The 24,912-nt window shown below is 71.8% G+C and carries 23 protein-coding genes and 2 tRNA genes; 3 read left to right on the top strand and 22 right to left on the bottom strand.

Annotation, left to right across the window (positions count from 1 at the left end; translation table 11 throughout):
- Positions 1-10: 10 nt before the first annotated feature.
- Complete coding sequence (gene lepA / locus AB0N90_RS12430; protein ID WP_361668023.1) at positions 11-1,885, bottom strand: translation elongation factor 4; 1,875 nt, start codon at positions 1,883-1,885, stop codon at positions 11-13.
- 227 nt (positions 1,886-2,112) lie between these two features.
- On the opposite strand from lepA, the gene rpsT reads away from it, so the two are divergent.
- A complete protein-coding gene (rpsT, locus tag AB0N90_RS12425) occupies positions 2,113-2,379 on the top strand; it encodes a 30S ribosomal protein S20 (RefSeq protein ID WP_037655051.1) in 267 nt (88 codons plus the stop codon).
- A gap of 204 nt (positions 2,380-2,583) precedes the next feature.
- On the opposite strand, the gene holA is transcribed toward rpsT, so the two are convergent.
- From holA to AB0N90_RS12410, 3 genes are all read right to left on the bottom strand, one after another.
- A complete protein-coding gene (gene holA / locus AB0N90_RS12420) occupies positions 2,584-3,573 on the bottom strand; it encodes a DNA polymerase III subunit delta (RefSeq protein WP_194192718.1) in 990 nt (329 codons plus the stop codon).
- A gap of 101 nt (positions 3,574-3,674) precedes the next feature.
- The gene (locus AB0N90_RS12415; RefSeq protein WP_361668027.1) at positions 3,675-3,920 is read right to left on the bottom strand and encodes a hypothetical protein; all 246 of its coding nucleotides are present in this window, start codon (positions 3,918-3,920) and stop codon (positions 3,675-3,677) included.
- Positions 3,921-3,961: 41 nt separating this feature from the next.
- The gene (locus tag AB0N90_RS12410) at positions 3,962-4,852 is read right to left on the bottom strand and encodes a YceI family protein (protein WP_365195810.1); all 891 of its coding nucleotides are present in this window, start codon (positions 4,850-4,852) and stop codon (positions 3,962-3,964) included.
- Positions 4,853-5,106: 254 nt separating this feature from the next.
- Between AB0N90_RS12410 and AB0N90_RS12405 the strand changes: the two genes are divergently transcribed.
- Entirely contained in the window at positions 5,107-5,652 is a 546-nt protein-coding gene (locus AB0N90_RS12405) for a DUF3761 domain-containing protein (RefSeq protein ID WP_365195431.1), read from the top strand.
- Positions 5,653-5,657: 5 nt separating this feature from the next.
- Here AB0N90_RS12405 and AB0N90_RS12400 read toward each other — a convergent pair whose 3' ends face one another.
- The 14 genes from AB0N90_RS12400 to AB0N90_RS12335 form a co-directional block, all read right to left on the bottom strand.
- Positions 5,658-8,525 (bottom strand): ComEC/Rec2 family competence protein, encoded by a 2,868-nt coding sequence (locus tag AB0N90_RS12400; RefSeq protein WP_365195429.1) that lies wholly within the window; start codon positions 8,523-8,525, stop codon positions 5,658-5,660.
- The gene (locus AB0N90_RS12395; RefSeq protein WP_365195427.1) at positions 8,522-9,541 is read right to left on the bottom strand and encodes a ComEA family DNA-binding protein; all 1,020 of its coding nucleotides are present in this window, start codon (positions 9,539-9,541) and stop codon (positions 8,522-8,524) included. The genes AB0N90_RS12400 and AB0N90_RS12395 overlap by 4 nt, the downstream gene beginning before the upstream one ends.
- Before the next feature lie 150 nt (positions 9,542-9,691).
- Positions 9,692-10,567 carry a DegV family protein gene (locus tag AB0N90_RS12390; protein ID WP_365195424.1) on the bottom strand — a complete coding sequence of 292 codons (876 nt, stop codon included), beginning with the start codon at positions 10,565-10,567 and terminating at the stop codon, positions 9,692-9,694.
- A 126-nt stretch (positions 10,568-10,693) separates the two neighbouring features.
- Positions 10,694-11,350, bottom strand: coding sequence for a hypothetical protein (locus AB0N90_RS12385; RefSeq protein WP_361668041.1), 657 nt, complete (start codon positions 11,348-11,350; stop codon positions 10,694-10,696).
- A gap of 128 nt (positions 11,351-11,478) precedes the next feature.
- Positions 11,479-14,352 carry a leucine--tRNA ligase gene (gene leuS / locus AB0N90_RS12380; RefSeq protein WP_365195421.1) on the bottom strand — a complete coding sequence of 958 codons (2,874 nt, stop codon included), beginning with the start codon at positions 14,350-14,352 and terminating at the stop codon, positions 11,479-11,481.
- Between the two features lie 250 nt (positions 14,353-14,602).
- Positions 14,603-14,675: transfer RNA gene (locus AB0N90_RS12375), tRNA-Ala, on the bottom strand.
- Positions 14,676-14,800: 125 nt separating this feature from the next.
- Positions 14,801-15,034, bottom strand: coding sequence for a hypothetical protein (locus AB0N90_RS12370; RefSeq protein WP_361668047.1), 234 nt, complete (start codon positions 15,032-15,034; stop codon positions 14,801-14,803).
- Between the two features lie 133 nt (positions 15,035-15,167).
- Positions 15,168-15,240: transfer RNA gene (locus AB0N90_RS12365), tRNA-Ala, on the bottom strand.
- Between the two features lie 96 nt (positions 15,241-15,336).
- On the bottom strand, positions 15,337-16,005 hold the full coding sequence (locus tag AB0N90_RS12360; protein ID WP_361668049.1) for a histidine phosphatase family protein: 669 nt from the start codon (positions 16,003-16,005) through the stop codon (positions 15,337-15,339).
- Positions 16,005-16,448, bottom strand: a complete 444-nt coding sequence (rsfS, locus tag AB0N90_RS12355) for a ribosome silencing factor (protein WP_361668051.1) — start codon at positions 16,446-16,448, stop codon at positions 16,005-16,007. The genes AB0N90_RS12360 and rsfS overlap by 1 nt, the downstream gene beginning before the upstream one ends.
- Before the next feature lie 133 nt (positions 16,449-16,581).
- On the bottom strand, positions 16,582-18,402 hold the full coding sequence (locus AB0N90_RS12350; protein ID WP_365195416.1) for a LytR C-terminal domain-containing protein: 1,821 nt from the start codon (positions 18,400-18,402) through the stop codon (positions 16,582-16,584).
- A 16-nt stretch (positions 18,403-18,418) separates the two neighbouring features.
- Positions 18,419-19,120, bottom strand: a complete 702-nt coding sequence (gene nadD, locus AB0N90_RS12345) for a nicotinate-nucleotide adenylyltransferase (protein WP_172427520.1) — start codon at positions 19,118-19,120, stop codon at positions 18,419-18,421.
- Positions 19,121-19,176: 56 nt separating this feature from the next.
- Positions 19,177-19,332 carry a hypothetical protein gene (locus AB0N90_RS12340; protein WP_164932529.1) on the bottom strand — a complete coding sequence of 52 codons (156 nt, stop codon included), beginning with the start codon at positions 19,330-19,332 and terminating at the stop codon, positions 19,177-19,179.
- Between the two features lie 151 nt (positions 19,333-19,483).
- Positions 19,484-19,651, bottom strand: a complete 168-nt coding sequence (locus AB0N90_RS12335) for a hypothetical protein (RefSeq protein ID WP_086810095.1) — start codon at positions 19,649-19,651, stop codon at positions 19,484-19,486.
- A gap of 100 nt (positions 19,652-19,751) precedes the next feature.
- On the opposite strand from AB0N90_RS12335, the gene AB0N90_RS12330 reads away from it, so the two are divergent.
- Positions 19,752-20,831, top strand: coding sequence for a M48 family metallopeptidase (locus AB0N90_RS12330; protein WP_361668057.1), 1,080 nt, complete (start codon positions 19,752-19,754; stop codon positions 20,829-20,831).
- A 398-nt stretch (positions 20,832-21,229) separates the two neighbouring features.
- Here the strand turns inward: AB0N90_RS12330 and AB0N90_RS12325 are convergent, their stop codons facing one another.
- The 4 genes from AB0N90_RS12325 to AB0N90_RS12310 form a co-directional block, all read right to left on the bottom strand.
- Positions 21,230-22,294 carry a hypothetical protein gene (locus tag AB0N90_RS12325; protein WP_365195412.1) on the bottom strand — a complete coding sequence of 355 codons (1,065 nt, stop codon included), beginning with the start codon at positions 22,292-22,294 and terminating at the stop codon, positions 21,230-21,232.
- A gap of 80 nt (positions 22,295-22,374) precedes the next feature.
- Positions 22,375-22,950, bottom strand: coding sequence for a hypothetical protein (locus AB0N90_RS12320; protein ID WP_365195410.1), 576 nt, complete (start codon positions 22,948-22,950; stop codon positions 22,375-22,377).
- 57 nt (positions 22,951-23,007) lie between these two features.
- Complete coding sequence (locus AB0N90_RS12315) at positions 23,008-24,294, bottom strand: glutamate-5-semialdehyde dehydrogenase (RefSeq protein ID WP_085564704.1); 1,287 nt, start codon at positions 24,292-24,294, stop codon at positions 23,008-23,010.
- Positions 24,295-24,379: 85 nt separating this feature from the next.
- Positions 24,380-24,805 (bottom strand): hypothetical protein, encoded by a 426-nt coding sequence (locus AB0N90_RS12310; protein ID WP_365195406.1) that lies wholly within the window; start codon positions 24,803-24,805, stop codon positions 24,380-24,382.
- Between the last annotated feature and the right edge of the window lie 107 nt (positions 24,806-24,912).

Genomic DNA, 24,912 nt, shown 5'->3' with positions numbered 1-24,912 from the left:
ATGTCCCCGGTTACTTCTTGCCCTTGGCCGACCCCGCGCTGTCATCGCTGGACAGGACGGCGATGAAGGCCTCCTGCGGAACCTCCACCGAACCCACCATCTTCATCCGCTTCTTGCCTTCCTTCTGCTTCTCCAGCAGCTTGCGCTTACGGGAGATGTCGCCGCCGTAGCACTTGGCGAGGACGTCCTTGCGGATGGCGCGGATGGTCTCGCGGGCGATCACCCGGGAGCCGACGGCGGCCTGGACCGGCACCTCGAAGCTCTGCCGCGGGATCAGCTCCCTGAGCTTGGCGACGAGCCGCACGCCGTACGCGTACGCCTGGTCCTTGTGGGTGATCGCCGAGAAGGCGTCCACCTTGTCGCCGTGCAGCAGGATGTCGACCTTGACCAGGCTGCTGGACTGCTCGCCGGTGGGCTCGTAGTCGAGGGAGGCGTAGCCGCGGGTCTTGGACTTCAGCTGGTCGAAGAAGTCGAAGACGATCTCCGCGAGGGGCAGCGTGTAGCGGATCTCGACACGGTCCTCGGAGAGGTAGTCCATGCCGAGCAGGGTGCCGCGCCGGGTCTGGCACAGCTCCATGATCGCGCCGATGAACTCGGTGGGCGCGAGGATCGTGGCCCTCACGACCGGCTCGTAGACCTCGTCGATCTTCCCCTCGGGGAACTCGCTCGGGTTGGTCACCGTGTGCTCGACGCCGTCCTCCATGACCACGCGGTAGACCACGTTGGGGGCGGTGGCGATCAGGTCGAGGCCGAACTCGCGCTCCAGGCGCTCGCGGATCACGTCCAGGTGCAGCAGGCCGAGGAAGCCGACGCGGAAGCCGAAGCCGAGGGCGGCGGAGGTCTCCGGCTCGTAGACCAGGGCGGCGTCGTTGAGCTGGAGCTTGTCCAGGGCCTCGCGCAGCTCGGGGTAGTCGGAGCCATCCAGCGGATACAGGCCCGAGAACACCATAGGTTTTGGGTCCTTGTAGCCGCCGAGGGCCTCGGTGGCGCCCTTGCTCTGGCTGGTGACGGTGTCACCGACCTTGGACTGGCGGACGTCCTTCACACCGGTGATCAGATAGCCCACCTCGCCGACGCCCAGGCCGTCGGCCGGGAGCATCTCGGGCGAGCTGACGCCGATCTCCAGCAGCTCGTGGGTCGCGCCGGTCGACATCATCTTGATGCGCTCGCGCTTGTTGAGCTGGCCGTCGATGACACGGACGTACGTCACGACACCGCGGTAGGAGTCATAGACCGAGTCGAAGATCATCGCGCGGGCGGGGGCGTCGGCGACCCCGACCGGGGCCGGGATCTCCTCGACGACCTTGTCCAGCAGCGCCTCGACGCCGAGACCCGTCTTGGCGGAGACCTTGAGCACGTCCTCGGGCTCGCAGCCGATCAGGTTCGCCAGCTCCTCGGCGAACTTCTCCGGCTGGGCGGCCGGCAGATCGATCTTGTTGAGCACGGGGATGATCTTGAGGTCGTTCTCCATCGCCAGGTAGAGGTTGGCGAGGGTCTGCGCCTCGATGCCCTGGGCGGCGTCGACGAGGAGGACGGTTCCCTCGCAGGCGGCCAGCGACCGCGAGACCTCATAGGTGAAGTCGACGTGCCCCGGGGTGTCGATCATGTTGAGGATGTGCGTCGTGCCCTGGTCGGGGCCCTCGGTGGGGGCCCAGGGCAGACGCACCGCCTGGGACTTGATCGTGATGCCGCGCTCGCGCTCGATGTCCATCCGGTCGAGGTACTGAGCACGCATCTGCCGCTGCTCGACCACGCCGGTCAGCTGGAGCATCCGGTCGGCGAGCGTGGACTTGCCGTGGTCGATGTGCGCGATGATGCAGAAATTGCGGATCAGCGCCGGGGCGGTACGGCTCGGCTCGGGCACGTGGTTAGGGGTCGCGGGCACGCAGGGTCCTGTCTCTTGAGGCGCCTTATGCCTCGGGTCGGATCGATACGTAGTCTCCATGGTCCCACGCGGAGGGACCGAAGGGCGTTTTGGGCCGCTCGCAGGGCCACTGGTACTGTAGATGGCTGTGCCTCATGCCCTCTCGGCCCGAGGCACGATCAGAGAAATTTTGGATCACCGGTACGGGACCCGTGCGGCCCCGTGCCTGAACCTGAAAAGGCTCCTTCGTGGCGAACATCAAGTCCCAGATCAAGCGGATCAAGACCAACGAGAAGGCTCGGCTGCGCAACAAGGCCGTCAAGTCCTCCCTGAAGACCGCGATCCGCAAGGCCCGCGAGGCCGCTGCCGCGGGTGACACCGCCAAGGCGACCGAGCTGCAGCGCGCCGCCGCGCGTGCGCTCGACAAGGCCGTCTCCAAGGGCGTCATCCACAAGAACCAGGCCGCCAACAAGAAGTCGGCGCTTGCTTCCAAGGTCGCGTCCATCAAGGGCTGAACAACCCCTTTGATCTGACCGCCGGAAAGACCAAGAGCGGGCCCTCTCTCATCCGCTCCCGACCGGCAGCCCCGAAGCTCCACGCGGCCTGCGTTCGCCACGCGGGTGGGGCTTCAGCATCGTGAACCGAGAACCCCGTCACCCGCCCTTCCCCAGGGCGGGAGGCGGGGTTCTCGGCATGCCGGGGGACGGCTTCGTGAAGCCCTAGCCGCGGCCCCGGGAGCGGGCCGCGCGGGCGATGGTGACGACCGCCTTCTCCAGGGCGTACTCGGGGTCGTCGCCGCCGCCCTTCACGCCCGCGTCCGCCTCGGCGATCGCCCGCATCGCCACCGACACCCCGTCCGGCGTCCAGCCGCGCATCTGCTGCCGCACCCGGTCGATCTTCCAGGGCGGCATGCCCAGCTCCCGCGCGAGATCACCCGGCCGCCCGCCCCGCGCGGACGACAGCTTTCCGATCGCCCGCACCCCCTGGGCCAGCGCGCTCGTGATCATCACCGGCGCCACCCCCGTCGACAGCGACCAGCGCAGCGCCTCCAGCGCCTCCGCCGTACGACCCTCCACCGCCCGGTCCGCGACCGTGAAACTGGAGGCCTCGGCCCGCCCGGTGTAGTAGCGCCCGACGACGGCCTCGTCGATGGTCCCCTCGACGTCCGCGGTCAACTGCGCCACCGCCGAGGCCAGCTCCCGCAGATCGCTCCCGATCGCGTCGCACAGTGCCTGGCAGGCCTCCGGCGTCGCGGACCGCCCCGTCGTACGGAACTCGCCCCGCACGAACGCCAGCCGGTCCGCCGGCTTGGTCATCTTCGGGCAGGCCACCTCCCGCGCCCCCGCCTTGCGCGCGGCGTCCAGCAGGCCCTTGCCCTTGGCGCCGCCCGCGTGCAGCAGCACCAGGGTGATCTCCTCGGCGGGCGAGCCGAGGTACCCCTTCACGTCCTTGACGGTGTCCGCCGACAGATCCTGCGCATTGCGTACGACGACGACCTTGCGCTCGGCGAACAGCGACGGGCTGGTCAGCTCGGCGAGCGTGCCGGGCTGCAACTGGTCCGGGGTCAGGTCCCGTACATCCGTGTCGGCGTCGGCGGCGCGCGCGGCGGCCACCACCTCCCGCACGGCGCGGTCCAGCAGCAGGTCCTCCTGGCCCACGGCAAGCGTCACCGGGGCGAGGACATCGTCATTCGCAGTCTTCCTGGCCATCGCACCAAGCATCCCACGCCCCACCGACAACGCCCCGAGTCCGCTGCCGACACCGGTGCTCACGACGACTCGCGGCGCCCGGGGTCACGGCCTCCCACGGCTCACGGCTCCTCGCGCCACCCTTCCCACTCCCCCGCGAACTCGTCCAGCTCCCGGGGGTCCAGCCGCTGCTGCTCGTCGGCCAGTACGACCAGCCACTGCGCGTCCTCGGCGTCGTCCTCGCCGGCCAGCGCGTCCCGGAGCAGCCGGGGTTCCTCGTCGAGGGCGAACCGCTCCCCGAGCGCCTCCGCCGCCTCCTGAGCCGCATCCCGGTCGGGCAGCACCAGCACATGTCTCACATCGCTCACGCCGCCATTGTCCGGCACGCCCGTGGCACCGAACCGCCAGGTCAGCCCGTGGGCCCCTGCGGCACGAGCTGGACATCCAGATCGACGCGGATGCTCGGCCCCACCGCCGCGATCCCCCGGGCCAGCATCGACTGCCAGCTCATCGTGAAGTCGTCCCGGTGCAGCTCGGTGGTGGCCCGGCAGGCGGCCCGCGTCTCGCCCTCGATGCCGTTGCCGAGCCCGAGGTACTCGGTGTCGAGCGCCACCGTGCGGGTCACTCCGTGCAGCGACAGCGCGCCGGTGACCGACCACCGGCTGCCGCCCCGATGGGTGAACCGGTCGCCGTAGAACTCCAGCGTCGGGAACCGCCGTACGTCCAGGAAGTCCCCCGACCGCAGATGGTCGTCGCGCATCCGCACCCCGGTGTCGATGGACGCCGCGTCGATCACCACATGCATCGCCGACCGCTCGATCCGCTCGGCGATCCGCACCGCGCCCGCGAAGGAGTTGAAGCGCCCGTGGATCCGGGCCAGGCCGATGTGCCGCGCGGTGAAACCGATCGAGGAGTGTCCGGGGTCGAGCTGCCACTCGCCCGCCGCCGGGGGCTCGGGCGGCGGGGCGACCTGGAGGGTGACATCGCCCAGCGAGGCGAAGGTGTCCTCCGCGACCAGCGCGGTGGCCCGGTAGGGCGTGTACCCCTCGGCCGTCACCGCGAGCCGGTACTCGCCCGCCGGCACGGTCGCCAGGAACGAGCCGTACGGGTCCGTCCCCCCGGTCACCACCTTGCGTCCCATGGTGTCGCTGACCGTGAACTCGGCCCCGGTGACGGGCTGGTTGACCGGATCGACCACCCGGCAGCCGATCACCCCCGCCCCGGCCGGCGTCCGAACCGCCCCCAGCGGGCTCGCCGGTTGCATCCCGTTCGTCCGGTTACCCAGCCAGCGGCCGAACATCCACTGCACCCCTGTACGCCTCGACATCTTCTGTTGCCGAAGATCCATTCGATCACTGTTGCGGCTTTCGAGGCAACACGGGCCCACATCACAGGAATCCAGCGCATGCGCCACAACTGAGCGCATTTGATCGCCCAATGCCTGTTTCGCATCACCTTCACCGCGTCACGAACAAGCGACTTCCTTACGGAAACTTCACATGAACATCACATCCGGAGTTACGGTCTTACCTCTGTCGCACCTTGGGGGGACCCATGAGCAACCCGTACCAGCCGTACGCCATGCCACCGCAGCCACCGCAGCCGCCCACCCGGACCGCCCCCAAGTGGGCGCGGAAGCGTTATGTGCTGCCCACCATCGGGCTCGCCTTCCTCCTCGGTATCGGGGCCGGTGCCGGTGCCGGTGGCCAGGACGACGGGACCGACGCCAAGCCGACGGCCGCCAAGGTGCAGCCGACCGCCACGGTCACGGCGACCGCCACCGCCACGGAGACGGCGACGCCCGAGCCCGCGCCGACGGTCACGGCGACGAAGACCGTCAAGGTGAAGGTGACCGTCACCGCACACGCACCGGCCGCCGGTTCGGGCGGCAGCGGGGGTTCGTCGGGCGGCTCCTCCGGCGGCTCGTCGGGGGGTTCGTCCGGCGGTTCGTCGAGCAGCGGCGGCTCCAGCTCCTCGGGGGGCTCGACGAGCGCCGGAAACGGCGCCACCGCCCTGTGCAACGACGGCACCTACTCCTATGCCGCCCACCACCAGGGCGCTTGCTCGCACCACGGCGGCGTGGCCGTCTTCTACCGCTAGCCCCTCTACCGCCGGCCGGACGGTCCGTCCCGGGTCACTCTCACCTCCTGGGCCGCGCCCCCGGAACCGCCCACCGCGAGCGCCCCGTCCCGGTCGGTCCGCAGCACCAGCGCGCCACCGGCCCGCAACGCGGCCACCGTCGACGGGGCCGGGTGCCCGTAGGGGTTCCCGGTGCCGCAGGAGATGAGCGCCACCCGGGGCGCCACGAGCCGTAGCAACTCCGGGTCCTGGTAGGCCGATCCGTGGTGGGCCACCTTCAGCACATCCACCCCGGCCATCCCCACCGCCTGCGGAGATCTCAACAGCGCCTGCTGGTCCGGGGGTTCGAGATCTCCGAGCAGCAGCAACCGCAGTCCTCCGGTGCGGACCAGCAGCGCCACGCTGGCGTCGTTCGGCCCGTCGAACTCGGAGGCGGCGACCGGGCCGTTCGGGGGCGGCGAGGCGAGTCCCGCAAGCGGGCCGGGTCCCGTGGGTGCGCCGGGTCCCGCGAGTGCGCCGGGTCCCGTGGGTGGGCCAGTGCCCGGCGGTGGACCGGCAGCCGTCGGCGGGCCGGTGTCCGCCGGTGGCCACAGCACCCGCCAGGACAGCGGGCCGGTGCGCCGCTCCTCGCCCGCGACGGCCCGGGTCACCGGGATATGGCGCCCGGCCGCCGCCCTCTTCACGAACTCCGCCTCCTGGCGCGGCTCTTCGAACCCCGTCGTCTCGATCGCGGCCACCTCCCGCCCCCGCAGCACCCCGAGCAGCCCCGCCACATGGTCGGCGTGGAAGTGGGTCAGCAGGAGGAGGGGGACGCGGGTGATGCCCAGTTGCCTCAGACAGCGGTCCACCGCCGCCGGATCGGGACCGGCGTCCACGACCACCCCCGCCCCCGCGCCCGCCGCCAGCACGGTCGCGTCGCCCTGTCCGACGTCGCACATCGCGTACCGCCATCCCGGCGGCGGCCAGCCCGTCACCACCCGGGTCAGCGGCGCGGGGCGCACCAGCGCCAGCAGGAGCAGCGCCCCGAGCAGCCCGCACCACCACGGATGCCGCACCAGCCGCCGCCCGGCCAGGACGACGGCCACCGTGACCGCCGCGAGCAGCAGCGCCCCCGGCCAACTGCCCGGCCAGTCCACCCCCGCGCCGGGCAGCGCGGCCCCGGCCCTGGCGACACCGGCGATCCACCGGGTCGGCCAACTCGCGCCCCAGGCCAGCAGCTCGGCCAGCGGCATCGCCACCGGCGCGGTCGCCAGCGCGGCGAACCCGAGCACGGTCGCGGGCGCCACCGCCGCCTCGGCCAGCAGATTGCACGGCACCGCCACCAGGCTCACCCGGGCCGACAGCACCGCCACGACCGGTGCGCACACCGCCTGTGCCGCGGCGGCCGCGCCCAGCGCCTCGGCGAGCCGCGGCGGCACCCCGCGCCGCCGCAGCCCCTCGCTCCAGCCCGGGGCCAGCACCAGCAGGGCGCCGGTGGCCAGCACGGAGAGCAGGAAGCCGTAGCTGCGGGCGAGCCATGGGTCGTACAGCACCAGGAGCAGTACGGCGGTGGCGAGGGCCGGGACGAGGGATCTGCGGCGGCCCGTGGCCAGGGCGAGCAGCGCGATGGCTCCGCAGGCGGCGGCCCGCAGCACGCTGGGGTCGGGTCGGCACACGAGCACGAATCCCAGCGTGAGCGCCCCCGCGAACAGGGCGGTCGCCCTGAGGGAGAGCCCCAGGCGCGGGGCCAGGCCCCGGCGTTCGGTCAGCCGGGCCAGCCCTGGCGGGCCGATGAGCAGGGCGAGCAGCACGGTGAGGTTGCTGCCGGAGACCGCGAGGGTGTGGGTCAGGTCGGTGGCCTTGAAGGCGTCGTCCAGTTCGGGCGTGATCCGCGCGGTGTCGCCGACGACCAGGCCGGGCAGCAACGCCCGCGCGTCCCCGGGCAGTTCGTCGGTCGCCGCCCGCAGTCCGTCCCGCAGCCGCCCCGCCCACCGCTGCGGCCCGCTCGGCCCCGCCAGGATCCGCGCCCCGGGCAGCCCCCGCACCCTGAGTACGGCGGCCGTCCGGTCACCCTCGGCGAGAGCGGGCGCCAGCCACCCGGCCACCCGCAACCGCGTGGACGGCAGCAGCCTCAGCCAGCCGGCCTGCCCGGCGCGCGCCCGGGAGCCTCCGGCCGACGCCGCCACCCCGTCTGGCGAGGCCACCCCGGGCGATGGGGCCACCCCGGGCGATGGCGCCCCGGAGCCTTCGGTCGCGGCCACCGACCCGTCTCCGGGCGCCGCTCGCACCCGGTCCGATACCTCCGCGCCCTCGGGAGTCTCCTGCTCCGACCGCGGCCCGGCATCCCCCTCCGGCCCCGCCACACCCCCGTCGACCACCACCAGAACCGGCGCCCGGGTCCGCGTGCTCCTTCCGTCGCTCTCCTCGACCCGGCGCACCTCCGCCCGGATCAGCACGGCCGCCGGAGCCGTGTGGTCCCCGCGCACCCGAGGTCTGCTCAGCCAGGGGTCCCCGGTCAGTTCGATGTCGGCGGTCACGGTGGCGGAGCGGCGGGCCAGTCCGGGGACCGGTCCGCGTCGTACGTCCGCGCCCTGCAACCCGGCGGAGGTGGCCGACGCGGCGACGCAGAGGAGCACCGCGGCGAGGGAGGCCCGTGCCCAGGCGGACCGGCGGCCCGTGGGTCCCGGGGGCTCGGGACCCGCCCGGCTCGCGCCCAGCAGGACGATCCCGCCGAGCAGGGAGACGGCCGCGATGCACACGGTCCGGTCCGTCGGGGCGTCCAGGGTGAGCGTCGCCGTGGCCCAGGCGGCGAGTGCGGGTGGCACCAGGCGCAGATCCAGGAGGCCCGGCCCGGGCTCGGACCCGGGGTCGGACCCGGGGTCGGACCCGGTGCCGTGCGCAAGGGCGGCGCTCATGGCCGTACCAGGTCGCGGAGGTCGGTGAAGCGGCGGTCGCCGATGCCGTTGACCTGGCGGAGTTCGTCCACCGAGCGGAAACCGGCGTGCCGGGTGCGGTAGTCGATGATGTGGCGGGCCAGCACCGGGCCCACTCCCGGCAGGGTGTCGAGCTGGTCCTCGGTGGCCGTGTTGAGGGAGACCGGCGCGGCCGGGCCGGACGGTGCCGCGGTGCCGGCGGGAGCGGCGACGGCCGCCGGCTCGCCGACGACCACCTGCTCGCCGTCGACCAGGAAGCGGGCCCGGTTGAGGCCGTCGGTGTTCACGCCGGGCCGGACCCCGCCCGCCGCCCGCAACGCGTCGGCCACCCGGGAACCCGCCGGGAGACGGCGGATCCCCGGAGCGCGGACCTTGCCGCCGACGTCCACGACGATCTGCCCGCCCGGAGTCGCGGGGCCGTCCGCGATGTCCGCGCTGGCGCCGGGTGCCTTCGTGTACGTCGGCCGCGCGCGCACCACTTGGGGCGCGCTCACCGACTCCGGCCGGCCCACCCAGAAGTGCTGCACGGCGAAGAGCGCGGCCACCACCAGCAGCACGGCGAGCGCGACGGTCCCGCGCCGCTCCACCCCGCATCGCGACTGCAACCACACGGGCAGCCGCTCCCGCAGCGCCGCCCCGGCCCGCTCCCGCCAGTCCGGGGGCGACGGATCCATGTAGTCCGGCGACGGATCCATGGGCTCCGGCGGCCGATCCGTGTGCTCAGACGGTCGATCCACCGGTTCGGGAGCGCTCGGAGCAGGCGGCGCCTTCCCGGACTCCCGCCGTTCCGGATCCCGCTGCTCCGACTCCCGCCGCTGCACGGCTTGTTCGCCGAAGAGGAGTTCCGCACGGCGCCGCAGATCCTCCGCGGGTGCGGGTGCGCGGTGCCGGATGCGGCGGTGCTCGGACGCGCGATGCCGCATGCGGACATCGGAGGCGGGACCGCGGCCGGGGCCGCTGGTCGGGGTGACGGTGCGAGGACGTGATCGAAGTGCCATGCGACGAGGATCGGACATCCCGTCACTTCGCGATGATCTTGGTCAATTCCCGGGGAAACCGGATGAGTTGTGGATAACTTCGCCACTCGTGTGGGTGACCCCCATCCCCACCCCGGCCTCACCCCACCCCGGCCTCACCCCACCCCGGCCTCACCGCGTCCCGCTCTCACCTCGCCCCGCTGACCGCGGCGAGACCACCGCGCCCAGCAACCCCGGCCCGGTGTGCGCCCCGATCACCGCGCCCACCTCGCTGACGTGCAACTCCCCCAGTCCCGGCACCCGTTCCCGCAGCCGGTCGGCGAGTGCGGCGGCGCGTTCGGGGGCGGCCAGATGGTGGACGGCGATGTCGACCTCCGCGCCCTGGGCCCGCTCGGCGGCGAGCTCCTCAAGGCGGGCGATCGCCTTCGAGGCCGTACGGACCTTCTCCAGCAGCTCGATGCGGCCGCCGTCGAGGCTGAGCAGGGGTTTGACCGCGAGCGCGGAGCCGAGCAGGGCCTGGGCGGCGCCGATGCGGCCGCCGCGGCGCAGATAGTCGAGGGTGTCGACGTAGAAGTAGGCGGAGGTGCCGGCGGCCCGTTTCTCGGCGGCGGTGACGGCCTCGTCCACGGTGCCGCCCGCCTCCGCCGTCTCGGCCGCGGCGAGGGCGCAGAAGCCGAGGGCCATCGCGACCATCCCGGTGTCCACCACCCGCACGGGCACCGGCGCCTCCCGGGCCGCGAGCACGGCCGCGTCGTAGGTGCCGGACAACTCGCCGGACAGGTGCAGGGAGACGATGCCGCGCGCGCCGGACTCGGCGACCCTGCGGTAGGTCTCGGCGAACACCTGGGGGCTGGGGCGCGAGGTGGTGACGGAGCGCCGCTTGGTCAGGGCCTGGGCGAGGGCGCGGGTGGAGATCTCGGTGCCCTCTTCGAGCGCCTGGTCGCCGAGGACCACGGTCAGGGGGACCGCGGTGATGCCGTGCCGCTCCATCGTCCGGTGCGGCAAGTAGGCCGTGGAATCGGTGACGATGGCGACATGGCGGGACATGAGCTGGAGGTTACCCGCCGGGGCGCACGCGCGGCAGCCCGGCCCCTGACGTGTGCCCGGGGCCGGTCCCCGCACGCCCGGTTCGAGCCCGGGACAAGCCCGGAACCCCGGGTGATCCGATGGCGGTCAGGTGGTGCTCTCCGGGCGGGGGCTCTTCTGCCACGGGTATGACGGGCGCGGCGTGGGCGGGGTGAGGGGCTGGGGCGCGGGCTCCGGGGCCGGCTCGCCGGTGGTGCCGGGCCGGGTCCAGTGGCGCAGGGCGTCGGCCTCTATGTCGATCTGGGCGCTGAGGGTGCCGAGATCGTCGTCGGCGAAGCGGCGGGCGCGGTCGCGGACGGCCCAGCGCAGCGCGTCGGCGGACTGCGTGACCCGCTCGGTGCGGGCGCGCAGGCCGGGCAGCCGGGCGGCGAGGGTGCCGCGGTCGGGCTCGGACTCCAGGCGCTTGAGGTCGGCGTCCAGCTCGTGTCCGTGTGCGCTGAGGCGCTCGAAGAGGCCCAGGGACTCCTTCAGCGACTCGTCCTCGGCCGCGCCCGCCTGCAGCGCGTCCTGGGTGGCGCGCATGGAGGTGCGCAGGGTGAGCCGCAGCTGGGCCAGCTCGGCGGCCGGGCCCACCTGGGCGAAGGACTTGGCGCGCAGCGTGTGGTCCTCGACGGTGCGCCGGGCCTGGACGATGGTGCGGTCCACGCCGCGCTTGGCGGCGCTCACCACCTTGATCGTGGCATACGCGCCCAGGGCGACGAAGGCCAGGAAGAACAGGGAGATGACGATGATCACTGCTTCCACGGCGCTCCTCCTCGGGCAGGTGCGCCGCGTGTCGCGGCACTCCTCAACGGTAAACGCAACGGGCAGGCCCGGGGTTCCAGAAAAACCCCGAACCTGCCCGTAGGGGAGTACCCCGAGAGGCGTCGCGATTACGCCGGAACGATGTTCACCAGCTTCGGCGCACGGACGATCACCTTGCGGATGCCCGCGCCGTCCAGTGCCGCGACGACCTTCTCGTCGGACAGGGCCACCTTCTCCAGCTCCTCCTCGGAGATGCCCGGGGGCACCTCCAGGCGGGCCTTGACCTTGCCCTTGATCTGGACGACGCAGGTCACGGTCTCGTCGACCACGTACCGCGGGTCGGCGACCGGGAAGTCCCGGTGGACGACCGAGTCGGTGTGGCCCAGGCGGCGCCACAGCTCCTCGGCGACGTGCGGGGCCAGCGGGGCGACCATCAGCACCAGCGGCTCGGCCACCGACTTCGGCAGGGCGGCGTTGGCCTTGGTCAGGTGGTTGTTCAGCTCGGTGACCTTGGCGATGGCGGTGTTGAAGCGCAGGCCCTCCAGGTCCTGGCGCACCCCGTCGATCGCCTTGTGCAGGGCGCGCAGCGTGTCCTCGTCGGGCGCCGTGTCGGTCACGGTCGGCTCGCCGGTGTTCTCGTCCACGATGTTGCGCCACAGCCGCTGCAGCAGCCGGAACTGGCCGACGACCGCGCGCGTGTCCCAGGGGCGGGAGACGTCCAGCGGGCCCATGGCCATCTCGTACAGGCGCAGGGTGTCGGCGCCGTACTCGGCGGCGATCTCGTCCGGGGTCACCGCGTTCTTCAGGGACTTGCCCATCTTGCCCAGCAGGCGGCTGACCTTCTCGCCCTGGTGGTAGTACGCGCCGTCGCGCTCCTCCACCTCGGCGGCCGGTACGGCGATGCCGCGGCTGTCGCGGTACACGTAGGCCTGGATCATGCCCTGGTTGAACAGCTTGTGGAACGGCTCCGCGGAGGAGACGTGCCCCAGGTCGAACAGCACCTTGGACCAGAAGCGGGCGTACAGCAGGTGCAGCACGGCGTGCTCGGCGCCGCCCACGTACAGGTCGACACCACCGTGCGGCCGGCCCTCGCGCGGGCCCATCCAGTACCGCTCGATCTCCGGGTCGACCATCTTCTGGTCGTTGTGCGGGTCCAGGTAGCGGAATTCGTACCAGCAGGAACCGGCCCAGTTGGGCATGGTGTTGGTCTCGCGGCGGTACTTCTTCGGCCCGTCGCCCAGGTCCAGGGTGACGTGGACCCACTCGTCGTTGCGCGACAGGGGGGTCTCGGGCCGGGTGTTCGCGTCGTCCGGGTCGAAGGTGCGCGGGCTGTAGTCCTCGACCTCGGGCAGCTCCAGCGGCAGCATCGACTCGGGCAGCGAGTGCGCGATGCCGTCCTCGTCGTAGACGATCGGGAAGGGCTCGCCCCAGTAGCGCTGGCGGCTGAACAGCCAGTCGCGCAGGCGGAAGTTGACGGTGCCCCGGCCGATGCCCTTGCGCTCCAGCCACTCGGTGATGCGCGCCTTGGCCTCGGTGACGCCCAGGCCGTCCAGGGTGATGCCCTCGCCCGTCGAGTTGACGATCTTCGCGTCGTAGGAGGCGAACGCGTCGTCCCAGTCGGCGGTGTCGGTGCCGCGGCCGTCGGTCGGCTCGACCACACAGCACACGGGCAGCTCGAAGGCGCGCGCGAAGGCGAAGTCACGGGTGTCGTGCGCGGGGACGGCCATGATCGCGCCGGTGCCGTAGCCCATCAGCACGTAGTCGGCGATGAAGACGGGGACCTGCTCGCCGTTGACCGGGTTTACGGCGAAGACACCGGTGAAGACGCCGGTCTTGTCCTTGGCCTCGGCCTGGCGCTCGACGTCGGACTTGGCGGCGGCCTGCGCGCGGTAGGCGGCGACGGCCTCGGCGGGGGTGGCGTGGCCGCCGGTCCACGCCTCGCGGGTGCCCTCGGGCCAGGCCGCGGGGGTGAACTTGTCGGCCAGGGGGTGCTCGGGCGCCAGCACCATGTAGGTGGCGCCGAACAGGGTGTCCGGGCGGGTGGTGAAGACCGTGATCCGCTCGCCGTCGACGGGGAAGTCGACGCGGGCGCCCTCACTGCGGCCGATCCAGTTGCGCTGCTGCAGCTTGATGGCCTCGGGCCAGTCCAGCTCCTCCAGGTCCTCCAGCAGGCGGTCCGCGTAGGCGGTGATGCGCATGTTCCACTGGCGCAGCTTGGACTTGAAGACGGGGAAGTTGCCGCGCTCGCTGCGGCCGTCGGCGGTGACCTCCTCGTTGGCCAGCACGGTGCCCAGGCCGGGGCACCAGTTGACCGGCGCGTCGGAGGCGTAGGCCAGGCGGTACTCGCCCAGGACGTCGGCGCGCTCGGCGGCGCTCAGCTCGTTCCAGCCGCGCGTGGTGCCCTCGATCGCGCGCTCACCGGTCTCGAACTGGGCGATCAGCTCGGCGATCGGACGGGCCTTGCCGGCCTCGTCGTCGTACCAGGAGTTGAAGATCTGCAGGAAGATCCACTGGGTCCACTTGTAGTAGTCCGGGTCGATCGTGGCGAAGGACCGGCGCTTGTCGTGGCCCAGGCCCAGCCGGCGCAGCTGGGCCTTCATGTTCTCCATGTTGGCCTCGGTGGACACGCGAGGGTGCGTGCCGGTCTGCACGGCGTACTGCTCGGCGGGCAGGCCGAAGGCGTCGAAGCCCAGGGTGTGCAGGACGTTGTGGCCGGTCATGCGCTGGAACCGGGCGTAGACGTCGGTGGCGATGTAGCCCAGCGGGTGGCCGACGTGCAGGCCGGCGCCGGAGGGGTACGGGAACATGTCCATGATGAACTTCTTGGGCTTGGCGGCGTCCTCGCCCGCCAGGTCGCCCTTGGGGTTGTCCGCGGCATACGTGCCGTCGGCGTCCCAGAAGTCCTGCCAGCGTGCCTCGATGTCGGCGGCCATGGCGGCCGTGTAGCGGTACGGGGCGGCTTCCGCCGGGGTCGCGGCGGCAGCGGGGTTCGTCTCGCTCATGATCCTCAAAGCTCCATCGATCGTCTCTGCCTGCAGAAATGAAAAATCCCCTCACGCAGGAGGGGACGCCGCGCCGATGCCGACCTCACGGGTACCACCGGGGTCGGTACTGATCAGCGCGGCCCGCTAAGCAGAAGGCGTACGGCACGCATGGCGCCTAGGGTACCGCAGGCGTCGATCCGGCGGGGACGTAGGGCGCGAATAGGCCGAGAGCGGACCATCCTTCCGGATGATCCGCTCTCGACTTCTGTGGAGCTAAGGAGAATTGAACTCCTGACCTCCTGCATGCCATGCAGGCGCTCTACCAACTGAGCTATAGCCCCTTGTTTTGTTTCTCCGCCCGGTTCCCCCGGCGACGTCGTAAACATTACAGGCACCGGGCTGGAGCGCCAAATCGGTTTCCGTTACGACTACTTAGTCGCGAATGTCCGTTTTTACGATGATCAACTCAGGCGGCGACGAAGGAGTAGAACCTCTTGAGGGTGCAGTGCTCCTCCAGGAGGCGGCCGTAGATCGGCTCGCCCTCCAGCTCCCGGTACGTCTCGATGGGGTCGCCTTTTATGATCAGCGCCCGCGCGCATTCCTCGCACCAGTACTGGTAGTCGGCGTTGACCGGATCCATGTCGCGCACGATGGGCGTACCGCTGCCGCACCAGTCGCACTTCCGCCTGTGTGCACCCATCGATCAGCTCCCGTCGGACCGCACCCCCTTCCGGCCGTCCGATTCTGCCATGAGGGGACCGACACGGTCAGCGACGCTTCAGTAGCACAAACAGAAGATCCCGCCCCCTGACGGGGACGGGATCTTCCTCCTGTGGAGCTAAGGAGAATTGAACTCCTGACCTCCTGCATGCCATGCAGGCGCTCTACCAACTGAGCTATAGCCCCTTGCTGTGTTCTTCCCGCTCGGCGGGGCGAACAAGAAGAACTTTAGCCTGTGACCTGCCGGAAAGTGAAATCCGGGGTGCCGGCGCCGCCGCGGGCTCAGTCGTCGTCGCCGAGGACCGGCTCGGGCAGGGTGCCCGCGTTGTGCTCCAGCAGGCGCCAGCCGCGCGCGCCCTCGCCCAGCACGGACCAGCAGCAGTTGGAGAGGCCGCCGAGGCTCTCCCAGTGCGGGGCCTGGAGGCCCAGCAGCCGGCCGATGGTGGTGCGGATGGTGCCGCCGTGGCTGACGACCACCAGGGTGCCGTCCACCGGCAGCTTCTCCACATGCCGCAGGACGACGGGCGCGGCCCGGTCGGCGACCTCGGTCTCCAGTTCGCCTCCGCCCCGGCGGATCGCCTCACCGCGCTTCCAGGCGGCGTACTCGTCGCCGTGGCGGGCGATGATCTCCGCGTGCGTCAGCCCCTGCCAGACGCCCGCGTAGGTCTCGCGCAGGCCCTCCTCGCGGGTGACGTCGAGACCGGTGAGGGCGGCCAGCTCGGCGGCCGTGTCCGCGGCCCGCGTCAGGTCCGAGGAGACGATCGCGTCGGGCGCCAGGGAGGCCAGCAGCCGGGCGGCACGGCGGGCCTGCCCGACACCGGTCTCGGTCAGCGGCACATCGGTGCTGCCCTGGAAGCGGCGCTCCACGTTCCACGAGGTCTGGCCGTGCCGCCACAGGATGACGCGGCGGCCCCGGTCCCTGCGGTCGGTCACCTCACCCGTGGCGCTCATCACCACTGCCCGCCCGGCTCCCCGTCGGTCTCGGACTCCAGGAGCTTGGCGTGCTCCTCGCCCTTGCCGCGGGTGGCCTTGGCGTCGGCGGGCAGCTCCAGCTCGGGGCAGTCCTTCCACAGCCGCTCCAGGGCGTAGAAGACACGCTCCTCGCTGTGCTGGACATGGACCACGATGTCGACGTAGTCGAGCAGGATCCAGCGGGCGTCGCGGTCGCCCTCGCGGCGCACCGGCTTGGCGCCGAGCTCCTTCTGGAGGCGCTCCTCGATCTCGTCGACGATGGCCTTGACCTGGCGGTCGTTCGGCGCGGAAGCGAGCAGGAAGGCGTCCGTGATCGACAGGACGTCGCTGACGTCGTAGGCGATGACGTCATGGGCGAGCTTGTCGGCAGCCGCCTGGGCGGCGGTGTTGATGAGCTCAAGGGAACGATCGGTGGCGGTCACTGCGTGGCTTTCCGTCGGCGGGCACTGAACCTCAAGGGTCTCACGGACCGCCGGGGGCACCCCACGTGATTAAAGGCATCGCCAAGGGCGCCTCCCGCGAGCAGTGGCTCGCGAAAGGCGCCCCGGCGCGCGCTCAGGAGGCGGACGGCTTGTAGTCCTGGCCCAGGACCACCGAGACATCGGCTCCCGAGGAGACCGAGCCCTTGGTGACGGAGCCCGCGGGCAGGCCGAGGGTCTTGGCGACCTCGGTGGCGTTCTGCTTGTCCGAGGCGTCCTGGTAGACGACCTTCGAGGTCGCCTTGCTGCCGCCGCTGCCGCCCTCCAGGAAGGTGAAGCCGCCGTTCAGGAGCACCACGCGGGCCTGCTCGGTGTCGTCCTTGACCCCGGTGGCGTTCTGCACCGAGACGCGGACCGCGCTGCCGGCGTCGGGGCTCTTGGCGGTGCCGCCGAGGATGTCCTTGACCACGCTGTCGCTGGTCTGGGCGGTGAGCGTGCCGTCCGGCTGCACCGGCAGCAGAGCCGTCCTGTAGTCGCCCTCCTTGGCGAGATCGGCGAGCTTGGCCAGGAAGGTGCCGAGGTCCTTGTCGGTGAGCGAGGGGTCGAGGATCTGCGCGAGGCTCTGCACGGTGACCGTGGCGTCCGAGGCGTCGGTCGAGATCTTGCGCAGCACGCCCTGTATGACCTGCCCGAACCGCTCCAGCTGGGCGTTCTCCGACTCGCCGGGGGCCCGGTAGGTGGCGTAGGCGACGGCCATCTTGCCGCTGAGGGTCTGATCGCTGCCCTTGGCGACGAGCGGCTCGGCGCCCTTCTTCTTGGCGTCCGGGTCGGGCACGGCGACATTGGTGTCCATGTCGATGTTGCCGACGAGATCGACCAGGTTCTGCAGGTAGGGCGTGTCCAGACGCCAGGTGCCCTGGATGTTGGTGCCGAGGACGGTGTCCAACTGGTCGCGGGTGCCGGAGGAGCCGTCCTCGTCGACCGACTTGGCGAGGGTCGTGGTGGAGCCGTCGTCGTCGGTCAGCGCCAGGGAGTTGGGCAGCAGGACGGTGCTGCCCCGCTTGGTGGTGGTGTTGTCGACCAGCAGCACGGTGGAGGTGCCGCGCTTACCGGTGTTGTGCAGATGGACGACGATCACGTCGCGCTTCTGGGCGCCGACCGCTGCCGCCGTGCCGCCGCCCGCGCCGGAGGAGGACAGGAAGGGCAGCTTCCCGGCGTACCAGAGGTAGCCGACACCGCCGGCCGCGACCAGGGCGAGGACGACGCCGAGGGCGACGAGCCGGCTGCGGGCGCGGCGGCGGGCCTCCTCGCGGCGCTCGGTGCGGTTCTCGGTGAACTTCAGCCAGTCGATGACGTCCTCGGAGTCGCCGTCCGGCTCCTCCACGAACGCGAACTGCTCGGTGCGGTAGTCCGGTTCGCCGTCCGCGTGCCCGTCGTCGCCGTCGCCCCTGTCCTCGTCGCTCGCGAGTTCCGCGTACGGGTTGTGCCGGGGCGGGTCCTGGGGGCGCGCCTGCTGGGGGATGTGCGCGGTCTGCTCGGCGACCCGGGGCTGGGGCCCGCTGCTCGCGGCCTGCCCGTAGGGGTCGTACCCGGAGTTCCCGAAGTTCCCGGAATTCCCCCCGTGCCCCTGGCCCTGGCTCCCGTAGGGGTCGTAGCCGCCGTAGCCGTCGTTGCTGTGGTAGCCATCGTTGTCGGAGTAGCCGTCGGCCGAGGGGTACGACGGGACCTGCGGCTGCTGCCCGGTGCCGTACGACCCGTACGGCTGCGCCGGCTGAGAGGTGCCGGTGCCGTAGGGGTCGTAGCCGTATCCCTGCTGTTGGGCGTAGGGGTCGTAGGCCCCGGACCCCGCCCCGGAACCGCCCGGAGTCTGCTGCGCCGGAACCTGGCGGTAGACGGGCTGTCCGTACTCGTCGTAGCCGACGATCTCGTACTGTCCCGCGTCGTATCGGTCGTTCACCGGTGCCCCTCTCGGCTCACTCGCCGCGGTACAGCTCGCGCTTGTCGATGTAGCGCACGACTCCGTCCGGCACCATGTACCAGATGGGGTCGCCCTTGGCGACTCTCGCACGGCAGTCTGTGGAGGAAATGGCGAGCGCCGGAACCTCGACCAGCGAGACGCCGCCCTCCGGCAGTCCCGGGTTGCTGAGGTGGTGGCCGGGCCGGGTGACGCCGATGAAGTGCGCGAGGGAGAAGAGCTCCTCGCTGTCGCGCCAGGTCAGCAGCTGGGCGAGGGCATCGGCACCGGTGATGAAGAACAGGTCGGTGTCCGGGTTGAGGGCGCGCAGGTCGCGCAGGGTGTCCACGGTGTAGGTGGGGCCGCCGCGGTCGATGTCGATGCGGCTGACGGAGAACTGCGGGTTCTCGGCGGTGGCGATGACCGTCATCAGATAGCGGTCCTCGGCCGGGGAGACCAGACGGTGGGACTTCTGCCACGGCTGGCCGGTGGGGACGAACACCACCTCGTCCAGCTGGAACTGCGCGGCGACCTCGCTGGCCGCCACGAGGTGCCCGTGGTGGATCGGGTCGAAGGTGCCGCCCATGACGCCCAGGCGCCGCTTGCCGGAGCGGGCGGGGCCGTGGCCCGGCCGGTGCCTGCGGTACTGCGGCTGGTCGGTCATGTCGGCGTCGTCGGCGCCATCGTGCGCCGGACCGGTAGGCATGTCCTGCTCTCCCATGCGTGCAGACCCTACCGGCCCGGTCCTCGGGGTCCGGCCGGGGCCGGTCCCCCGGCTCAGCGGTCGCGGTTGAAGCGGGTGGTGATCCACAGCAGGAGAAGCAGGATGATGAAGGCGGCGCCGCCGGTGACGGCGGGGTTCAGGCTGTCGTGGTGGCCGCCCTCTTCGGCGGCGAGGGAGATCAGCGGGGCTGCGGCGCTGGTGAGCATCATCTTCGACAGGACCTATCGCGTGTGGGCGGGATAAAGACGTCGACTCATCGTATGCGGGCGGTCCTTCGGCGATCACGCCGACTCCGCCGTTGGGAAGCGCGGGGGCCCGGGCGGGGGCCTGGGGGCCCGGGCGGGGAACTCCCGCCGCCCCTCAGTCGTCCTTCTGCTTGTAGCCGCGCAGCAGGAACCAGGCGGTCAGCGCGCAGCCCAGGATCATGACGATCAGCACGATGCGGAGCATGTCGCCTCCGCCCCCCTGCTGCTGGGCGGCGCTCGCTGCGGCCTCGGTCAGCCGGGCGGCTGCGGGGTGGTGCTCCATGGCGTGGACTCCTTCGGCTGTCTGCCCGTCCACGGTATCTCCGCCTAGGCTGAACCCCGCCTCGGGGGCTCACCGCACTCACACGCACTTGGGGGAAGACATGCACGACGGCGATCGGCAGAGCGGGCACGAGCGGGTGCCCAGCAGGCAGCGGACGCGCTTTCCGGGGATCTCCTCGCGGGCGTACGAGCACCCGGCGGACCGGTCCGCCCTGGTGGCGCTGCGCAAGCTCAGCGGGTTCGACCAGGTGTTCAAGGCACTGAGCGGACTGCTGCCGGAGCGGAGCCTGCGGCTGCTTTTCCTGTCCGACTCGGTGCGCGTCTCCGAACGGCAGTTCGGCCATCTGCACGACATGCTGCTGGACGCCTGCTACATCCTGGACCTGCCGAAGGTCCCGCCGATGTATGTCACCCAGGACCCGCAGCCGAACGCGATGTGCATCGGCCTGGACGAGCCGATCATCGTGATCTCCACGGGTCTGGTGGAGCTGCTGGACGAGGAGGAGATGCGCGCGGTCGTCGGCCATGAGGTCGGCCACGCGCTGTCCGGGCACTCCGTGTACCGCACCGTCCTGCTGTTCCTGACGAACCTGGCGATCAAGGTCGCCTGGATCCCGCTGGGCAATCTCGCGATCATGGCGATCATCGCGGCGCTGCGGGAGTGGTTCCGCAAGTCCGAACTGTCCGCGGACCGGGCCGGGCTGCTGGTCGGCCAGGACGTACGGGCCTCGATGCGCGGCCTGATGAAGATCGCGGGCGGCAACCACCTGCACGAGATGAACGTGGACGCGTTCCTGGAGCAGGCCGAGGAGTACGACTCCGGCGGCGACCTGCGCGACTCCGTGCTGAAGATCCTGAACGTGCTGCCCCGCTCGCACCCGTTCACCACCGTGCGCGCCTCCGAGCTGAAGAAGTGGGCCGAGTCCCGGGACTACCAGCGGATCATGGACGGCCATTACCCGCGCCGCGACGACGACAAGGACGCCAAGGTCAGCGACTCCTTCCGGGAGTCCGCGGCGAGCTACGCGAGCGATGTCAAGGACTCCAAGGACCCGCTGATGAAGCTGGTCAGCGATCTGGCGGGCGGCGCGGGCGATCTGGGCGGCCGCGTCAAGCGCGGCTTCGACGGTTTCAAGAGCCCCCCGCCGGCCAAGGGCGGTCCGGCGCCGGCGGCCGAGTAGGACGGCACGCGGCCCGGGGCCGGAGTCCCGCGGGGCCCCGGGCCCGGCGGGACTCCGGCGTGCGCCCGGCAGGACTCCGGCGTGCGCCCGGTGGGAGTCTGCCGGGGCCTGGCGGCGGCTCGGGTCGGGCCCCGGCACCGGCGGCGGCTCCGGTCGGGGCGCGACGGGGGCTCCGGTCGGGCGGAAGGCTTTGGACGAGGTACGGCAGGCGCTGCGAGTGCGGCCGATTCGGCATCGCCGGGTGCCCGGCCGACGACCGGGATCCGCCCGGCGGATCGACATGCCGACGAGCGGAAAGGCGGGCGGTTCGACCGCCCAGCCGCCGTACAGCGGAGACGGGCCGCCACGGGAGGAAGACGCGCCCCCTGGTCGCTCCCCTCACGCCCGGTCACACCCGCTCACGCCCTGGGCCCCGCCCCCGTGGCCAGTGTGCCGCACAAGGAGGCGGGGCTGTCCGTCCGGTACGGATCGGTGCCCGCGGGAGCGCCCGGGTGGGGGGCCTGGCCCGCCAGCAGGGGGCGGAGGTACGCCGTGGAGTCCTCGGCGCAGGACAGCGGGCCGGCCTCGACATAGGCCGTGGTCAGCTGGATCTGGCGGGTGCGCAGGTCGTCGCGGGTGAAGCGGAAGGTCAGCGCGCGGCGGACGGTGAAGAGGGAGACGGGGGCGCTCGCGGTGCCGGTGGGGCGCAGGGCGTAGACGAAGGTGTGGTCGGCGCTGACCTCCAGGGTGGCCGGGTCCGCCTCGGTGAAGCGCAGAGCGCCCCGGACCCGGATCCGGTCGTCGGCCAGCCGGTCGCGGGCCGGGTCCAGGCGCACCACCCAGCCGGTCGGGGCGTGCCGCCCGTCCGCCGCCGGACGGGCGAAGCTCTGGTCGAACTGGGCGAGCTGGTCGGAGTCCACCAGCGCCCGCGCGGGGGCCGTCTCGTGCCCGGTGAGCACCTCCGGGTAGAGCGCGGAGCGGACGATGTAGTCCTTGGCCGTGGTCAGCGCCGTCATGACCTGGCTGTCGGAGAAGTGCGCGGTGCCCCGCGCGGCCGGCAGCGGGACGCCCTCGGCGCCGATGTCGTACTGCGCGGCGGGGCTGTGCGCGTACAGCGTCTCCGCGTCCGTCCCGCCGGGCACCTTGCCCTGCGGGGCGAGCGGTATGACCGTCATCCGCAGCGGCTCCACGGGCCGGGGGGCCTCTGCGGAGTCGTACGGATGGCACACCCCCATGTAGACGGCGGTGCCGAAGGCCACGGCGATCAGCAGCGCCAGGATCATCGCCTGGCGGACGAGCCCCCGGTGCAGCGGCCTGCGGCGCACGGCGGGCGCGTGGTCGGCCATCCGTTCCTCGGCCGAGTACTCCTGGAGCCGGGCAGCACGCACGAACGACTCGTCGAACACGACGGATCGGTATTCGTCCTCCGCACCACCGGGGCCGCCCTCGGGTGTCCCCTCCGGTGGGTCTGCAGGCCCGCCCATACTTTCAGAGTGGGTTTGTGGGGCCCCGGGTAAACGCCCCGCTCTGCCACAACTTCTGACAACTCCTCACCCGGAGCCGATCAGGGCAGGTGGGGCACCGCCGACACCGTGGGGCGCACGGGAGACACCGTGGGCAGCTGGTTCTGGCCCGTCGTGGTGGACGACGGCAGCTGGTCCCGGGTGCCCGAGGAGGCGCCCCGGTAGACCGCGGCGAAGGCGAGGGCGACCATGCCGACGCCCATCACCACGGCGAGCACCCAGGCCACCGGCCGGTGCCAGCGGGCCTGTCTGCCGTGGCCGTCGAAGGGTCCCCGGTCGAGGGCGTAGACGTCGTCCAGCTCGTCGACATCGTCGTCGTCCGGGTCCTCGCCGAGATCGGCGCCCCCGTAGGCGTCGTCGTACCGCTCGCCCCGGGCGCGGGCGCGGCGGGCGGCCTCGGAGGCCTCGGCTCTGGCCTCCGCGGCGGCAAGGAGGCGTTCGACGGCGGTCGGTTCATGGACCGTGGCCGCCCGTACGAAATCCTCGTCGAAGACCACGGAGGCGAACTCTTCGTCCGACACCCCGCGGTCGTGGTCGTCGTCGGGCTCCCAGCCGTCAGGGAACGGCGTGCCCCCCACGTCCTCCGGCACACGTCCAGAGTAGACCTGGGGGGTCAATTTGGGCAGACGGTACGGAAATTCATCCACCTGTCGAGACGCCCGCCGGGCCGGGTGTCAGCGGCGGACGTGCCCGTCGCCGGTGACGATGTACTTGGTGCTGGTCAGCTCCGGCAGGCCCATCGGGCCCCGGGCGTGCAGCTTCTGGGTGGAGATGCCGATCTCCGCGCCGAAGCCGAACTGGCCGCCGTCGGTGAACCGGGTGGAGGCGTTCACGGCGACCGTGGTCGAGTCGACCAACTGGGTGAACCGGCGGGCGGCCTGCTGGGAGGTGGTGACGATCGCCTCGGTGTGCCCGGAGGTCCACAGCCGGATGTGCTCGACGGCCTTGTCGAGGGAGTCCACGACGGCGGCGGCGATGTCGTACGACAGGTACTCGGTCTCCCAGTCCTCCGGGGTCGCCTCGACCACGGTGGCCTTCGAGCCCTCGGCGTGGGCCATGACCCGCTCGTCCGCGTGCACGGTGACCCCGGCCTCGGCCAGCGCGTCCAGGGCGCGGGGCAGGAACTCGGCGGCGATGTCCTGGTGGACCAGCAGGGTCTCGGCCGCGTTGCACACGCTGACCCGCTGGGCCTTGGAGTTGACGAGGATGTCGATCGCCATGTCGATGTCGGCCTGCGCGTCGACGTAGACGTGGCAGTTGCCGGTGCCGGTCTCGATGACGGGCACGGTGGATTCGCTGACCACGGTCCTGATCAGGGAGGCGCCGCCGCGCGGGATGAGGACGTCGACCAGGCCGCGGGCGCGCATCAGCTCGCGCACGGACTCGCGGCTCTCCCCCGGCACCAGCTGTACGGCGTCGGCGGGCAGCCCGGCGCCGCCGACCGCGTCCCGGATCACCCGGACGAGGGCGGTGTTGGACTCGTAGGCGGAGGCGGAGCCGCGCAGCAGGACCGCGTTGCCGGACTTCAGGCAGAGCGCGGCGGCGTCCGCGGTGACATTGGGCCGGGCCTCGTAGACGATGCCGACGACGCCGAGCGGGACGCGGACCTGGCGCAGGTCGATGCCGTTGGGCAGGGTGGAGCCGCGGACCACCTCGCCGACCGGGTCGGGCAGCCCCGCCACGTCGCGGACGTCGGCGGCGATGGCCCGGACCCGCTCGGGGGTGAGGGTCAGCCGGTCCACGATGGCCTCGCTGGTGCCGCTCTCGCGCGCCTTGGCCACGTCCTTGGCGTTGGCCTCGATGATCTCCCCGGTGCGTACCTCCAGGGCGTCGGCGATCGCCAGCAGCGCGTCGTCCTTCACGGCGCGCGGCAGCGGCGCGAGGTCGGCGGCGGCGGCCCTGGCCCGGTAGGCGGCCTGGGTGACCGGGGACATCGAGTCGTACGGCGAGAGCGTGGTCATGGGGGAAGGGTAGTGCGCGGTGCGGAGCCTTTCCGCGCACGTTCCACACCCCGAGACGAAAACCCCGGAAATCCCCGGTAAGGGCTCAGAAGGGGTGGACCCCTACGGGGGTCGCGGGCGGCGGTCCGTACCCCTCCGCGATGCGCTGGTGGTACGTCTCGCGGTCGATGACCTCCAGGCCGACGATCTCCCACGGGGGCAGTCCGGCGCTGAGCCGGTGCTCGCCCCACAGGCGCAGTGCGACCGCGGCCGCGTCATGCAGGTCGCGGGCCTCTTCCCAGTACCGGATCTCGGCGTGATCGCTCGCGTATCTGCTGGTCAGCAGGAAGGGGTGGTCATGAGCCAGCTGTTCCAGGGACCGGCGCAGGTCCGCGAGGGGGACGCTCTTGCCGGCCACGCTGAGGGTGACGTGCCACAGCCGGGGCAGGTCCCTGGGTTCCTCGTAGGTGTTCCCGGCCGCGACGCTCGTCAGGGCACCTCGGGTGGTACCCCCAGGGCGCACTCGTCTCACGACGGCCTCCTTCACCCAAGTGCTCGGAAACATGTCTCGCACACAAAGTTGAGCAGGCCGTAAGGCTTCGCGGGGCGGTTTTACGGAACGTCCCCCACCGGAGGCTC

Source organism: Streptomyces sp. NPDC093018 (assembly GCF_040684035.1).
Lineage (GTDB): Bacteria > Actinomycetota > Actinomycetes > Streptomycetales > Streptomycetaceae > Streptomyces > Streptomyces murinus.
This window is presented reverse-complemented; position numbering and strand designations above follow the sequence as displayed.

Bases quoted from the DNA above. Each gene is read 5' to 3' on its own strand.
- holA (WP_194192718.1), bottom strand. From the start codon at position 3,573: ATGGCCAGGAAGACTGCGAATGACGATGTCCTCGCCCCGGTGACGCTT.
- AB0N90_RS12410 (WP_365195810.1), bottom strand. From the start codon at position 4,852: ATGTTCGGCCGCTGGCTGGGTAACCGGACGAACGGGATGCAACCGGCG.
- AB0N90_RS12405 (WP_365195431.1), top strand. From the start codon at position 5,107: ATGAGCAACCCGTACCAGCCGTACGCCATGCCACCGCAGCCACCGCAG.
- AB0N90_RS12400 (WP_365195429.1), bottom strand. From the start codon at position 8,525: ATGAGCGCCGCCCTTGCGCACGGCACCGGGTCCGACCCCGGGTCCGAC.
- AB0N90_RS12395 (WP_365195427.1), bottom strand. From the start codon at position 9,541: ATGGCACTTCGATCACGTCCTCGCACCGTCACCCCGACCAGCGGCCCC.
- AB0N90_RS12390 (WP_365195424.1), bottom strand. From the start codon at position 10,567: ATGTCCCGCCATGTCGCCATCGTCACCGATTCCACGGCCTACTTGCCG.
- leuS (WP_365195421.1), bottom strand. From the start codon at position 14,352: ATGAGCGAGACGAACCCCGCTGCCGCCGCGACCCCGGCGGAAGCCGCC.
- AB0N90_RS12370 (WP_361668047.1), bottom strand. From the start codon at position 15,034: ATGGGTGCACACAGGCGGAAGTGCGACTGGTGCGGCAGCGGTACGCCC.
- AB0N90_RS12360 (WP_361668049.1), bottom strand. From the start codon at position 16,005: ATGAGCGCCACGGGTGAGGTGACCGACCGCAGGGACCGGGGCCGCCGC.
- nadD (WP_172427520.1), bottom strand. From the start codon at position 19,120: ATGGGAGAGCAGGACATGCCTACCGGTCCGGCGCACGATGGCGCCGAC.
- AB0N90_RS12340 (WP_164932529.1), bottom strand. From the start codon at position 19,332: ATGATGCTCACCAGCGCCGCAGCCCCGCTGATCTCCCTCGCCGCCGAA.
- AB0N90_RS12335 (WP_086810095.1), bottom strand. From the start codon at position 19,651: ATGGAGCACCACCCCGCAGCCGCCCGGCTGACCGAGGCCGCAGCGAGC.
- AB0N90_RS12330 (WP_361668057.1), top strand. From the start codon at position 19,752: ATGCACGACGGCGATCGGCAGAGCGGGCACGAGCGGGTGCCCAGCAGG.
- AB0N90_RS12325 (WP_365195412.1), bottom strand. From the start codon at position 22,294: ATGGGCGGGCCTGCAGACCCACCGGAGGGGACACCCGAGGGCGGCCCC.
- AB0N90_RS12315 (WP_085564704.1), bottom strand. From the start codon at position 24,294: ATGACCACGCTCTCGCCGTACGACTCGATGTCCCCGGTCACCCAGGCC.